The sequence below is a fragment of the Pseudarthrobacter sp. AB1 genome (genome assembly GCF_014926485.1).
Classification (GTDB): domain Bacteria; phylum Actinomycetota; class Actinomycetes; order Actinomycetales; family Micrococcaceae; genus Arthrobacter.
This window is the reverse complement of sequence record NZ_PZKO01000019.1, coordinates 40,410-53,931: the sequence shown is the minus strand read 5'-3', so window position 1 is coordinate 53,931 and position 13,522 is coordinate 40,410. Positions and strand designations below refer to the sequence as shown.

Genomic DNA, 13,522 nt, shown 5'->3' with positions numbered 1-13,522 from the left:
TCGAGACCGCCCGCACGGCCGAATTCTCCCGATCCGCCGCCCCGCGGCGCCTTGAAAGGATATGGAATTGCGAATCTTTACTCAGCGGAGCCGGTACCGAAATATTGGCCGAACTGCAGGAGCCGGGCTGGTAGCGCTGGCGCTGCTAACCGGGTCCGGGATCGCTGCGCAGGCGGAACCGATCCCCTCGAACAGCCCCACCGCACCTCCCGGTTCATTTGCGGAGGCCAACATCGGCGCCGACCGTACGGCGGCGAACTTCTATTACCGGATTCCCGCCCTCACCTACGTTGGCAACAACGTGGTGCTCGCCTCATGGGACGGCCGTCCCGGCAGCGCGGCGGACGCCCCCAATCCCAATTCGATCGTGCAGCGCCGCAGCACTGACGGGGGCCAGACCTGGGGCCCCGTGCAGGTTATCGCCGCAGGCCACGTGGGCGACGCCTCCGGTCCGCGGTACGGCTACAGCGATCCCTCCTACATCTACGACGCCGAGGCTGGCAAGGTCTTCGCGCTGTTTGTGTACTCCAAGGACCAGGGCTTCTTCGGCAGCCAGTTCGGCAACAACGACGCCGACCGTGCCGTCATTTCCTCGGCCGTCATCGAATCCTCCGACGGCGGCGTCACCTGGACCCAGCCGAGGCTCATCACCAACGTCACCAAGCCGGGCACCAGCAAGACCAGCCCCGTGGCCGGCGATATCCGCTCCAACTTCGCGTCCTCCGGTGAAGGCATCCAGCTCAAGTACGGCCAGTTCAAGGGCCGCCTGATCCAGCAGTACGCCGGCGATGTGCGCCAGGCGGACGGCACCAACAAGATCCAGGCCTACAGCGTCTACTCGGACGATCACGGCGTCAGCTGGCACAAGGGCGCCAACGTGGGCGACCGCATGGACGAGAACAAAACCGTGGAACTTTCCGACGGCCGCGTGCTGCTGAACTCCCGCGACAACGCCAACCAGGGCTACCGCAAGGTGGCCGTCTCCACCGACGGTGGCGCCACCTACGGCCCGGTCACCCAGGACACCGAGCTGCCGGACCCGGCCAACAACGGCTCCATCGCCCGGATGTTCCCGGCCGCGGCACAGGGCTCAGCGGACGCCAAGAAGCTCATTTTCACCAACTCCAATTCCAAGACCGGCCGCGAGAACGTCTCCGCTCGCATCTCCTGCGACGACGGTGCCACCTGGCCCGGCGTACGCACCATCCGCGCCGGCTTCTCCGCCTACTCCACCGTGTCCCGCCTCGAGGACGGCACGTTCGGCGTTCTTTATGAGGGCAACTACACGGACAACATGCAGTTCGCGAAGTTCGACGACGCTTGGCTGAATTACGCCTGCGCCCCGCTGTCCGTGCCGGCCGTGACCACGACTCCCGGTGCCACCTCGCAGGTGGCCGTCACCGTCACCAACCAGGAAGCCACCACTCTCTCCGGCGCCACCGCCACCGTCTACACCCCGGCCGGTTGGACCGCCACCACGGTGCCCGTGCCCGCCGTCGCGCCCGGGGCCTCGGCTACTGTCAATGTCGCACTGACCGCCCCGGCGAACGCCGGTGGTCCGCAGAACCTGAACGCGGCATTTACGACGGCGGATGGCCGGGTTTCGCAGTTCACCTTCACCGCCACCGTCCCGTCAGTTCCGCAGGTGGGACTCACCATCAACGGAACCGCCCCGGCTCGCGACGTCATCGCCAGCCCCTACCAGGCAGGCGACGTCATGAGCTACACGTTCGCCGTCAAGAGCACAGCGAACGTCACTGCGAATTCCGTCCCGGTCTCCGGCAACTTCGAGACCGGTTTCCTGCCTCCCGCGCCCGGCGCACCCAGTGCCCCCAACTGCCGGTTCAACAACCTGGCCGCCGGTGCCACATACAGCTGCACCACGGCCAAGCACACGGTGACCGCGGAGGACATCGAGCGCGGCTACTTCGTTCCCCAGGTCAGCTTCACCATCACGGCCAGCGCGACGCCGTCGCTCACCAAGACCGTTCCGTTCACCGGCGCCGCGGTGGCACTGCGTGACGGTCTGGTTTCCGCCACCATCGCCGGCGCCCGTGCGGACTCCGGCCGCGACCTCGCCACCGCACCGTACGCCGCCGGCGACGCGTTTCCGTATACCTTCAGCGTGAGCAACACGAGCCCGCTGGTGGAGAAAGTGGTTCCGACCGCCGGCAACTTCAGCCCGTTCGTCCCCGAAGGCCCGGGCAACTGCCGCTACGGCGTGCTCCCGGCCGGCCAGGGCTACAGCTGCGCCACGCCGCGCCACACCGTGACCGCGGAAGAGGCCGCGCAGGGCTACTTCGTTCCGAAGACCACCTGGGAGGTCAGTTCCGCAGGCCAGAGCAACAAGGTCTACACGATCGACGGCGGCGAAGTGGACCTGAAGGTCCGCGACGCCAAGCTGGAAGGCACCGTGTCCGCTGAGTGGGCCGACGCCGACGGCGACCGTTTCGCCAGCGAAGGCGATGCCGTCTTGTACACCTACACCGTTGGCAACGCGGGCAATGTTGCCCTCACCGGGCTCAGCGCCCCGGGCGCTTCCATCGGTCAGGACGGCCTGGCCGTGGGCGGGACGGTGACGGCAACGCGCGAGCACGTCCTCACCGCGGCCGACGTCGCGGCAGGCCGCCTCGACGCCGTCTCGTTCGAAGCAATTGCCACCAACGGCGCCAAGCAGGTCACGGCCACGGTGACCGGCGGCGCACTGGTGCTGGCTCTCCAGCCGGCGCAGCCCGAGGCGGTTCCCGTCCTCGCCGTCCAGGACCTTGAGGAGCAGACGGCTCCGTTCGATCTCGGCACCCAGGACCAGTACCGCAACGGCCAAAAGGTGACCCTGAAGGGTCTCGATTACGGCCAGTGGTACTACGTATACCTGAACAAGAAGAGCTACCGGATCGGCTGGATTTTCCCCACCACGGACAACACGGTTGAGTTCATTTTGCCCTCCGGCGTGCAGAACGGCCGCGACGACGTTGTGGTGCTGGACAAGAATGGCAGGCAGGTCTCCTTCGACCGCCTGCAGGTGACTCCCAAGGGCTAAGCCAGGTGATTTCCCAGCACCAAAGGCGACCTCCGCGTGGAGCCGGGCTTACCCAAAGTCCGGCCCGCGTGGGGTCTTCTTTTGTGCCTTCCCGGCTCTCCCCTAAACGCTGCATGATTGACGTCTGCAACTAATGTGTCCTATGTCATATTCAGCTCTCAGTCTGTACTGTTTGTAACGGCTGGTCACAGCATTACAAAATCTGTAATGTCGTGTGCCGTTCCCAGCTGCTCCAGACCGGCAACGTGGCCGGCCGTTCCTTGTGAAAGGTGTAGTCGCTCGTGAAATCAACTGGAAAAAGCCCCATTCGGGGCGGGGGACTCCGGAAAGCAGCGGCATTGGCCGTGGGCTTGCCGCTGCTCCTTTCGTCGATAGCGATGAGCCCCGCTACCGCGGCGCCCGCTGAAGCAAACACGGCAGTTGCTACAAAGAAGATCACCCCAGGTGACTACCCCGCCGGCCGCTACATTGTGGTCCTGGCCGAGAAGCCAGCGGCCACCTACGACGGCGGGTCTCCCGGACTCGCAGCGACGAAGCCCCAGAACGGCCGCAAGCTTGACGCCGACCGGCCCGAAGTCCAGCAGTACCAGGCGCATCTTGAGGACAGGCAGAACGCTGTGGCCGGGTCCGAAAGCGTCCGGATCAAGCGCCAGTACACGGCTGCCATCAACGGGTTCTCGGCCGATTTGACCGCCGACCAGGCCGCTAAGCTCGCCAAGGACCCGGCCGTCCTCATGGTGGCACCGGACACGGAGAACGCGCCGGATTACTCCACCACAGACTTCCTTGGGCTCAGCGGTGAAAACGGCCTCTGGAAGACTGTCTTCGGCGGGCAGGAGAATGCCGGCAAAGGTGTCGTAGTTGGCGTTATCGACTCCGGCTACACCCCCTCCAACCCGTTCTTCGCCGGGGAAGACGTGCAACCACTCGCCGGCCAGGCCCAAGTGGGCGCCCCCTACAGAACCGCGGATGGCAACATCGCCATGCTCAAGTCCGACGGCGACACCTTCGTCGGTGAGTGCCAGAAGGGCCAGGGAACCGGGGCTGCGTTTGACGGCAGCGCCTGCAACTCCAAAGTCCTGAGTGCCCGCTACTTCGCTGACGACTACATGGCGTACGTGGCACCGGAGAACCGTGCGCCCGAAGAACTGATTTCGCCTGTGGATGTGGGAAGCCACGGGACGCACACGGCCAGCACCGCCGCGGGCAATGCGAACGTCCGGGCCAACCTTGGTGCAACCGATATGGGTATCACCAGCGGGGTGGCACCGGCCGCAAAGATCTCCGTCTACAAGGTCTGCTGGGAGGACAACAATCCGGCCACGGGCGGGTGCTACAGCTCCGCCTCCGTGGCCGCGATCAATCAAGCCATCCTTGACGGAGTGGATGTGCTGAACTACTCCATCTCCGGCAGTACCTCAACCACCACAGACCCCGTTTCGCTGGCCTTTCTCTCCGCAGCCTCGGCCGGAATCTTTGTTGCCGCGTCCGCCGGAAACTCGGGGCCAACGGCAAGCACCGTGAACCACGGCGCGCCGTGGCTGACCACAGTTGCCGCGAGCTCCTTCTCCACGGCATTGCAGGGAACCGTCGAATTTGAGGACGGCAGCAAGTACCGCGGCGCCAGTCTTATGGCCGCTCCCGTTCCTGCGAGTAACGTTGTGCTGGCGGCAGGTGCTGCAGCCGCCGGTGCAGCAAACCCGGAACTGTGCGCCCCCAATGCCCTGGATCCCGCCAAAGTGACCGGGAAGATCGTTGTCTGCGACCGCGGGGTGGTGGACCGCGTAGCCAAGAGCGCCGAGGTGCAGCGTGCCGGCGGCATCGGCATGATCCTGGTCAACGTGACCACCTCCTCCGAGGACCTGGACCGTCACGCAGTCCCCACAGTGCACGTGAACCCACCGGCCACGCAGCAGATCAAGGACAAGATCACCGCCAACCCCGGGATCAAGGTCGCCCTGGTGAACACGGACACCACGGGCCTTCCGGCCGCGCCGCAGCCGCAGATCGCCGGCTTCTCCTCCCGGGGCCCGCTGCTAGCCACCGGCTCAGACCTGCTCAAGCCTGACGTGGCAGCGCCGGGTGTAGCGGTGCTGGCAGGCGTTTCGCCCATCGGTTCCGGCGGCGACCAGTTCGGCATGATGTCCGGCACGTCAATGGCTGCGCCGCATGTGGCCGGATTCGGCGCCTTGATTCTGGCAAAGAACCCCACGTGGTCTCCTGCCACCGTCAAGTCGGCCATGATGACCACGGCAGCTGACATCAAGAACGAAGACGGCAGCCGGAACGGTGACGTTTTCGCCACCGGCGCCGGCCAGGTAGACATTGCGCGGGTCCTTGATCCCGGCTTGGTCTATGACAATTCAGCGGACGACTACCTGAAGTTCATCCAGGGAACGGGCCTGGACCTGGGCATCCCGGATCTCGGAACAACCGCGCCGCGGGATATGAACGTTGCCTCGTTCGCGCTGGGGGCGCTTACCGGGAAGACCGAGGTCACCCGGACGCTCACTGCGCTGACCCCGGGCGTCTACCGGGCCAAGGCCAATGTTCCCGGCATCAAGGTGACGGTCACGCCGTCGATCCTCAGCTTCAATGCTGCCGGCGAGAAGCGCACTTTCAAGGTCAAGTTCGAGAACACCAGCGCTGCTTTGGGGCAGTTTGCCATGGGCAACCTCGTCTGGCAGGGTGCCGGCAAGAACGTGGCATCGCCGGTGGCTGTCCGCCCGCAGTCGGTGGTGGCGCCGGCGAACCTGGCCTTCGCCTCGGAAGGCGGCCAGGGGCAGGGCGACATTCCGGTGGTTTCCGGCACCAACGCGCCCGTGAAGATCACCCTGGATGGTCTGTCCAAGGCTGACTCCTCAGCCATCGAGCTGGTTCCCGGACCGCTGGCCCTGGCAACGAACGCGTTTAACTTCGCCAAGGAGGTCACCGTTCCGGCAGGATCGCCGTTGGCAAAGTTCTCCGTCTTTTCAGCCGACCAGGCCGCCGACTTCGACATGGTGGTCTTCAACCCGGCGGGACAGGCGCTGCTGGCCCAGACGGCCTCTGCCAGTGAATCGCTTTCGGTTCCGAACCCGGCGCCGGGCGTTTACACGATTTTTGTGAACCTCTACGCAAGCCCCAATGGGCAGCCCACCAAGGCGTCCGTGGACGCGGCGGTGCTGGGAGCCAATGTGGGAAATGCCACGGTGACCCCCAACCCGCTGCGGCTCGGTAATGGCCAAGCGGGAATTGTGAAGCTGCAGTGGAAGGACCTCGCTGAGGGCTCGTACATCGGCCGGGTGACGTTCGACGGTTCGAGCGTGCCCACCTTCGTCTCCGTGGTTGTCGCTCCGGGAAGTGCTGTGGTGGTCCCTGATGATGAAACGGCCGATAACCCTGCCACGGACTCGAAAGACAAGAAGGACAAGATCAAAAAGGAAAAGAAGAAGCAGGAGGTCCCGGAGTTCTCCGGAAACCGCAACATGGATCTCTAGCTCTTCAGAATGAGACCGGAAACGCCGCCGGACCGCTTGGGTCCGTCGGCGTTTCCGTCGGTGCGGAGATTGCCGCAGAGGGTCAGGTTTCGCCGCGGGAACCCATTGTCCCGCCGAGCAGGGGCGCCATGGCGCGCCAGCGGGAGATTTCGCAACCGTCAGTTCGCCGGAAAGTCACACTCACGGGACGGCCGTTGATGGAGCCGGTCACAACGGCCACCTGCGGCCCGCCGTATTGCTGTGTGCAGAGTTTCTGGGGGCCCGGTTTGGGGAAGAAGATGTCCTCGCCGAAGCGTTCCATGGCTGACAACGCTCCTGCCGGATCGGGCAATGTGCAACCGTCGGCGGGGCGGCCATCGTGGACTATCAGCCGGAATTCGTACTCGGGGGCGTCGGGGTCTTCGGTGACCTTGATGGTCAGCTCGAGGTCCTTCATACCGTCCCTGCCGTCCGAAGCGGTGCCAAGGCCTGCGCCAGGCGCGCGCGAAGCGCGGCAGCCTCGGCCGCGAAGGTCCGCTGATGCTCAACGTAGGCCGCTTTGCCTTCAGCTGTTTCGATCCGAACGGGCGGGTAACCCCACTCCGCGAGGTCGTAGGGGGAGGCCTGCATGTCCATGGCCCGGATCCGCCAGGACAGTTCGAAGCAATCCATAACCAGTTCGCTGGGAAGCGCAGGCAGCAATTTGTATGCCCACTTGTAGAGATCCATGTTGGCGTGCAGGCAGCCCGGCTGTTCCATGTGCCGCTGGTTTTCGCGGCTGGGCGTCAGTTCGTTCAGCGCAATGGCGTCGGGCGTGTAGAAGCGGAAGGCGTCAAAGTGTGAGCACCGGATCCGGTTGTCCTCCACCACTTTGTCCGTGCCGGTAGAACCCAGCCTCAGCTGCAGGTATTCGTGGCGCCGGTCGAACTTGTCCTGGCGGTAGACCATGGCCCATTCGTGCAGCCCGAAGCAGCCAAACTGCGCAGGGCGGGCCGCGGTGCCGCGGAGAATGATGTCCGCGAAGGCCACAGCCTCGTGCCGGTCGGCCAGGAATTTGTCGCGATCAAAAGTCACGGCAGGGGTTCCTGGCGGCAGCCCCAGGGAGGCGAGTTCGCCGTCGTCGAGCGTCCTGTAGTGCTTCCAGCCCATCCGGGCAGACGCCGCTTCCCCGGTCAGTACGACGCCGGCTCCGGGGTGCCAGCGCAGCAGCTGGCCAGGCTTCTGCGTGTAGTAAGTGAAAAGAAAATCCTCCACCGGGTGCTTCCGGCCCGCCGAGCGGCGGGCAAGGTAGGGATCGGAATAACGGCGGACGCGTTGCTCGTACGCTTCTTCGCGGGCGCACCGGGCATCGGCCGTCAGCAGGCTAAGTTGCTCCACCGCTGGCACCCAGGATGTCCCGGGCTGCGGTCCAGGCACCGATTTCGCAGCCGTTGGTGCGCGCGAATGTGGCATCCACAGGAGTATTGTCCACAATCCCGGTGACTGTGGCGGTCTGCGGGCCGCCGTATTGTTCGGTGCAGGCCACGTCTTTGCTCCTGGGAGCAGGGCTGAGGAGCGCAGCGTTGTTCTTAAGGGCAGTGCACGCAGCCTCAGGCGTGGGGTGCTTGCTCTCGGCTGTGGGAAGGCCATCGCGGCAGACCAGTGTGTAGTTCACCGCCGGCTCAGCGGGCGAGGGCTTGACCATGATGGCAAGCTCGGCGTTTCCGTCGCCGGGGCCCGCTGTCGGGGCTGGGGGTGCGGAAGGGGACGGTGCCGGGACGGTGGTCTCGGTATCCGGAGCGGGGGCGGCGGACGTGCCCTGGCTGGCGGAGGAGCTGGCTGAAGGGGTGGCGGACGAAGTCCCGGTCCCGTCAGGCGTGCCCGTACACGCGGCAAGCAAGGCAACGGCGAGGACCGCCAGCAATGGCCGTACTGATCTCAAACGCATGGACCCTCCTAGGTTGTTGCCATTTTACGCCTTGGCGGGTTTACTCCCCGACTGGTTGCCCGTCGGTTCCGGCGGTCGCGGCGATGAGCCCCGTCATGGACTTGTGCAGCTCGCCCACCTGCTCCCGGGTCAGCCCCAGGCGTTCCATCATGGTGCCCGGGACGGCAATGGCCTGCTGACGCAGGGCGGCGCCGGCCGGCGTCAGGCCCACGGCAAGGCTGCGTTCGTTTCCGTCCGCCCGCTGGCGGGTGACAAAGCCGGCCTCCTCCAGCCGCCGAAGAAGCGGTGAGATAGTGGCCGGCGCCTGAACCAGGGCTTCACTGATGCTGCGCAGGGTGCGGGGTGCTGATTCCCAAAGGCACAGCATCACGAGATATTGCGGGTGTGTGAGGCCGAGCTTTTCGAGGACGGGCTTGTAGGCGCCCACTACGCTTCTGGATGCCACGGTAAGGGCAAAACAGAGCTGTTGTTCCAAGCGGAGGTCATCGTCCTGCTGCCGCGCAGCGCCGGCCCGTACCGTCATCACATTCCTCCAATAGTTAGTGCACTAATTGTTAGCGTACACTGGAGCGAGTAGATGGTTCTATCTAAGGGGTCACTTTCATGGTCACAGGCAAGTCAGCGGACAAGGGCAACGCATCCCAGCGGTTCATGCGGGCAACCGGGAAGCTCCGGGCAATTTTCGGCCCGGCCAACCGCAGTTCCCTGGTGCATGACATGACCGAAGAGAACCAGGCACTCTTGGCTCAGCGCGAGCGGGAAACCCAGCAATGGGAAACGCTGACCCGGCCGGACGGCAGTACCTATGTTGTGCCCAGGAACCCGGACGACCAGTCCCTCCGCTGAGCCTCTCCCGGCCGTTCCATCAGGCCGAACCTCACTGGGCTCTTTTTGCGGAAGCGGGCGTAAAATAGGGGCACTGACTCCAACAGGAGGTAGCGGCTCTTTCACCCGCAACGCGGGAAGGGGGTGGAAACAATGGGACATGCTCTCACCGGTTTTATGCACGTGACTGACAGGCTCCGTTTTGTCTTCGGGCCGGCAACGCGTCTGGACACGGATTTGCCCGTGGTCCACAAGCATGATGAGTATGAGCAGGCCTCTGACGAGGACCTTTCCCACTTCGCAGTGGAAACCGATTCCGAAGGTCATCACTACGCCGTGCGCCGCGAAGAACTGGACAAACAAGCCTGAAACGAGGGCAACGCGGGGTCACTTCCGGCCAGATGAACGAAGGTTATCGGGCCGGAAGTGACCCCGCGTTGCTTGTAGAGGGCGGACTTGGCCTAGCGACCGGTGCCACCATAGACGGTTGCCTCGTCCTCGCTGTCCAGGTCGAAGGCCTTGTGGATGGCCCGGACGGCGTCGTCAAGGAGATCGGCGTGTGTCACCACGGAGATCCGGATTTCCGAGGTGGAGATCATGTTGATGTTGATCCCGGCGTCGGACAGGGCCTTGAAGAACGTCGCAGAGACGCCCGGATGTGACCGCATGCCGGCCCCGATCAGGGACAGTTTGCCGATCTGTTCGTTGTATTCGATGTTCTCGAAGCCGATGTCCGGCTGCGCGGCCTTGAGTGCTGCCAGGGCCTCCGCACCTTCGACGATGGGGAGCGTGAAGGAAATGTCCGTCCGGCCCGTGCCGTGCGTGGAAACGTTCTGCACGATCATGTCGATGTTCGAGTGGGCGTCAGCGATGACCTGGAAGATCGCCGCGGCCTTGCCGGGGATATCCGGGACACCCACCACGGTGACCTTGGCTTCGGAACGGTCGTGTGCAACGCCGGAGATGATTGGCTGCTCCAAGGCAACTCCCTCTTGAGTGGTGATCTTGTCTTCGGCGCTGGGGATGACCCAGGTGCCTTCGTTCTGGCTGAATGAGGACCGGACATGCAACGGCACGCCGAACCGGCGTGCGTATTCAACGCAGCGCAGGTGCAGGATCTTTGCGCCGGACGCCGCGAGTTCCAGCATTTCTTCGCTGGAGATGGTGTCGATTTTCTGGGCGGACGGCACCACCCGGGGGTCTGCGGTGTAGATGCCGTCAACGTCTGTGTAGATCTCGCAGACATCGGCATCGAGTGCGGCAGCCAGGGCGACGGCGGTGGTGTCCGAGCCGCCGCGGCCCAGGGTGGTGATCTCGTTGGTGTTGCGGCTCATCCCCTGGAAGCCGGCCACGATCGCGATGTGCCCCTTGTCCAGGGCGGTGCGGATGCGGTGCGGATCGACGTCGATGATTCGTGCCTTGCCGTGGATGCCGTCGGTGATCATGCCCGCCTGGGAGCCGGTGAAGGACTGCGCTGAGGCGCCGAACTTGTTGATGGCCATGGCCAGCAGGGCCATGGAGATGCGCTCACCGGCGGAGAGGAGCATATCCATCTCGCGGGCAGGGGCGGAATCAGTCACCTGGGCGGCAAGGTCCAGTAGTTCGTCGGTCGTGTCGCCCATGGCCGAAACGACCACCACCACTTCGTTGCCGGCTCGCTGGGCGTCGACCACGCGCTTGGCGACGCGCTTGACTCCCTCGGCATCCGACACCGAGGAGCCGCCGAACTTCTGCACGATCAGCTGTTTGGTCACGGCAGGGTCTTCGGGCAGCTCTTGTGGCTGCGTTGCTGCGTGCACTTCGGAAGTGGGCGTACTCATGCGCGTACCTTCACTGGATCAATCGGAGTTCTGGAGGTCAGGCACGGCCTTGCGGCTGGACGGCGTGACGTGTCAGCCCAGTTTATCGCCGCCTGTGGCCGCACGCGGAATTGTGTCCAAATCTCAGCCTTCCGGCGGATACTGCGCCCGTCGGCCCGGGCGTAGGCTCAAATAGTCAGTATGTATGAACGGCTTGGGGGACAGGTGCTCGGAAAATGACAGAAAATTGGGACCAAATAGGCATTCCGGCCCAGCCGGAAAGTCCTCGCCAGGACGGCATCAGCGCCTCCGCGGTGAGCCGCCGCTTCGGGCAGGTGCACGCCGTCGAGCACATGGATTTCCATGCTCCGGCGGGTAAAGTCACCGCCCTGATCGGCCCTAACGGGGCCGGTAAGACCACCTTGCTGCTTATGCTGGCTTCGCTGTTGGCACCGGATTCCGGCACTATCACGGTGGATGGGCTCGATCCGCAGCGCCACAGCGCGGAAGTGCGCAAAAGGATTGGCTGGATGCCGGACACCCTGGGGGTGTGGGAGTCCCTGACAGCCCGTGAAATTCTCACGCAGATAGCCCGTTTCTACCAGCTGCCCAAGGCCGGCATCCCGCAGCGCGTCACCGCCATGCTGGAACGTGTCCGCCTGAGCGATCTGGCGGACCAGCCGGCCCGCGTCCTGTCCCGGGGGCAGCAGCAGCGCCTCAGCCTGGCCAGGGCCCTGATCCACGATCCGTCCGTGTTGCTCCTCGATGAGCCGGCGTCCGGCCTGGACCCGGGATCGCGGGTGGAGCTGCGCGTGATGCTGCGGCAGCTCGCGGCGGAGGGCAAATCCATAGTTGTCTCCTCCCACGTACTCAGCGAGCTGGACGAGATTGCCGACGCCGCGGTGTTCGTCAACCAGGGGAAGACGGTCCGGCACCAGACCACGGATGAGGCTTCCGCCTCCGGCAGGCGCTACGCCATCTCGGCAACCGACGGTACCGCGCTCGCCGCCAAACTAACGGAGCTGGGCCTGGCGTTCAGGGTTGAGGACGGCCGGCGGCCGGCCGTCAGCCTGGTGTTGCTGAACGACGACGACGCCGCCCGCCTCCTGCGCGACCTGGTGCTGGCCGGCGTCGGGGTCAGCTCCTTTGCGCCCGCCTCGGGTGCCCTGGAGGAGACTTACATGAACCTTGAGGGGGAGCGGCGATGAGCGAGCTGACAGATATAACCCAGCGCCCGGCGGCCGCCGGTTTTGGTGCCGGCCATCTTGCCGGTATCCGTGATGTGGTGGTCCTGGAACTCAAACAGCGGCTCCGGTCCCGCGGCTGGTACATCATGCTGGCGATCTGGTTCATCCTGACGGGCCTGGTGACCTGGCTGACGTGGGCCAGCTGGAATGCCCAGCGCGAAGCCCAGCGGGCCTACTCCAACTTCATGCCGCCCGACACCGGACCAGGGTCCATGATCTTCGAAGTGGTCCTGGCCTTTGTCCTCCTTTTCGCGTTGCTGGTGGCGCCCGCACTCTCTGCCAATGCCGTCAACGGCGACCGCGCCGGCGGCACCCTGGCCATCCTTCAGGTGACCCTGCTGCGGCCCGGCCAGATCCTGTGGGGCAAGTTCTTCGCCGCGTGGGCCGCCGCTCTGGCATTCCTGGTGGCCAGCACGCCGTTCCTGATCATCGGAGTCGCCCTCGGCGGCATGACGCCCGGCCATGTCCTCGTGGCCCTGCTGATGCTGGCCGTTGAAGTCGGCGTAGTGTGTGCCATCGGCGTCGGAATTTCCGCGCTGGCGGGGCGCCCGCTGTTCTCGATTGTGGTCACGTACCTTGCCGTCGCCGGGCTGGTTTTCGGTTCCCTGATTGCCTTTGGCCTGGGCACCGGGCTATCGCAGGGAACCATCATGGCCAACCAGGCGCAGTACCGCAACTACGAACAGTTGCGGCCGGTACCCGACGACACGGTGGCGGAGGAACCGGCGTACACCTGCTCCGGACCGCTGCGTGCCCAGCCGACCGTGCGCACAGAGAGGGTGGCGTGGATGCTTGCCATGAACCCCTACGTGGTGGTGGCCGACGCCATCCCCTATACGGTCCGGGTTAACAGTGGCTTCGGCATGTCGTCACCAGTAGGGGCCATCGAATCCATCAGCCAGGGTGCGCGTTACGCCATGGCCGGTCCGGAGGGCACATACCCTTGCGCCAACGGCGAGGCCAAGCCTCAGTATCTGGCGCAGTCCACTCCGTTGTGGCCGCTGGGGCTTGGCCTGCAGCTGCTGCTTGCCGGGCTGCTGATGTGGCTGGGTTGGCGATCGCTGCGCACCCCGGCGCACAGGATGGCGAGCGGAACACGCATTGCCTAAAGCCGGCGTGCCCCTGCCATGACAGTCCTTGCCTTGACGGCTAGGCCACTGGACTGCGGGGGTACTGGACAGGCCTGCTTCAGCGGATCACGATTGGAGTAGCTGGCCGACATGGCG

11 protein-coding genes are annotated in these 13,522 nt (G+C 64.9%); 6 read left to right on the top strand and 5 right to left on the bottom strand.

From position 1 onward, the window contains the following. Window positions 1-67 precede the first annotated feature (67 nt). Complete coding sequence (locus DAD99_RS05980; protein ID WP_227007721.1) at window positions 68-3,040, top strand: exo-alpha-sialidase; 2,973 nt, start codon at window positions 68-70, stop codon at window positions 3,038-3,040. 377 nt (window positions 3,041-3,417) lie between these two features. Beyond that, on the top strand, window positions 3,418-6,519 hold the full coding sequence (locus DAD99_RS05975) for a S8 family peptidase (RefSeq protein ID WP_193340775.1): 3,102 nt from the start codon (window positions 3,418-3,420) through the stop codon (window positions 6,517-6,519). Between the two features lie 82 nt (window positions 6,520-6,601). Here the strand turns inward: DAD99_RS05975 and DAD99_RS05970 are convergent, their stop codons facing one another. Genes DAD99_RS05970 through DAD99_RS05955 form a run of 4 tightly spaced genes read right to left on the bottom strand, consistent with a single transcriptional unit; the run spans window position 6,602 to window position 8,948 of the window. After that, a complete protein-coding gene (locus DAD99_RS05970) occupies window positions 6,602-6,955 on the bottom strand; it encodes a serine protease inhibitor (RefSeq protein ID WP_193340760.1) in 354 nt (117 codons plus the stop codon). Then, window positions 6,952-7,884, bottom strand: a complete 933-nt coding sequence (locus DAD99_RS05965) for a 3-methyladenine DNA glycosylase (RefSeq protein WP_193340759.1) — start codon at window positions 7,882-7,884, stop codon at window positions 6,952-6,954. Before DAD99_RS05965 ends, DAD99_RS05970 begins: the two co-directional genes overlap by 4 nt. Then, the gene (locus tag DAD99_RS05960) at window positions 7,862-8,425 is read right to left on the bottom strand and encodes an SSI family serine proteinase inhibitor (protein WP_193340758.1); all 564 of its coding nucleotides are present in this window, start codon (window positions 8,423-8,425) and stop codon (window positions 7,862-7,864) included. The genes DAD99_RS05965 and DAD99_RS05960 overlap by 23 nt, the downstream gene beginning before the upstream one ends. 40 nt (window positions 8,426-8,465) lie before the next feature. After that, on the bottom strand, window positions 8,466-8,948 hold the full coding sequence (locus DAD99_RS05955) for a MarR family winged helix-turn-helix transcriptional regulator (RefSeq protein ID WP_193340757.1): 483 nt from the start codon (window positions 8,946-8,948) through the stop codon (window positions 8,466-8,468). 80 nt (window positions 8,949-9,028) lie between these two features. Between DAD99_RS05955 and DAD99_RS05950 the strand changes: the two genes are divergently transcribed. Both DAD99_RS05950 and DAD99_RS05945 read left to right on the top strand, forming a co-directional pair. Beyond that, a complete protein-coding gene (locus DAD99_RS05950) occupies window positions 9,029-9,271 on the top strand; it encodes a hypothetical protein (protein ID WP_193340756.1) in 243 nt (80 codons plus the stop codon). Between the two features lie 132 nt (window positions 9,272-9,403). After that, window positions 9,404-9,619 carry a hypothetical protein gene (locus DAD99_RS05945; protein WP_193340755.1) on the top strand — a complete coding sequence of 72 codons (216 nt, stop codon included), beginning with the start codon at window positions 9,404-9,406 and terminating at the stop codon, window positions 9,617-9,619. A 92-nt stretch (window positions 9,620-9,711) separates the two neighbouring features. Here the strand turns inward: DAD99_RS05945 and DAD99_RS05940 are convergent, their stop codons facing one another. Next, window positions 9,712-11,070 (bottom strand): aspartate kinase, encoded by a 1,359-nt coding sequence (locus DAD99_RS05940; RefSeq protein ID WP_193340754.1) that lies wholly within the window; start codon window positions 11,068-11,070, stop codon window positions 9,712-9,714. Window positions 11,071-11,285: 215 nt separating this feature from the next. On the opposite strand from DAD99_RS05940, the gene DAD99_RS05935 reads away from it, so the two are divergent. Both DAD99_RS05935 and DAD99_RS05930 read left to right on the top strand, forming a co-directional pair. Then, entirely contained in the window at window positions 11,286-12,257 is a 972-nt protein-coding gene (locus DAD99_RS05935) for an ABC transporter ATP-binding protein (RefSeq protein ID WP_193340753.1), read from the top strand. Continuing rightward, window positions 12,254-13,405, top strand: a complete 1,152-nt coding sequence (locus DAD99_RS05930) for an ABC transporter permease (RefSeq protein WP_193340752.1) — start codon at window positions 12,254-12,256, stop codon at window positions 13,403-13,405. Before DAD99_RS05935 ends, DAD99_RS05930 begins: the two co-directional genes overlap by 4 nt. Window positions 13,406-13,522 lie beyond the last annotated feature (117 nt).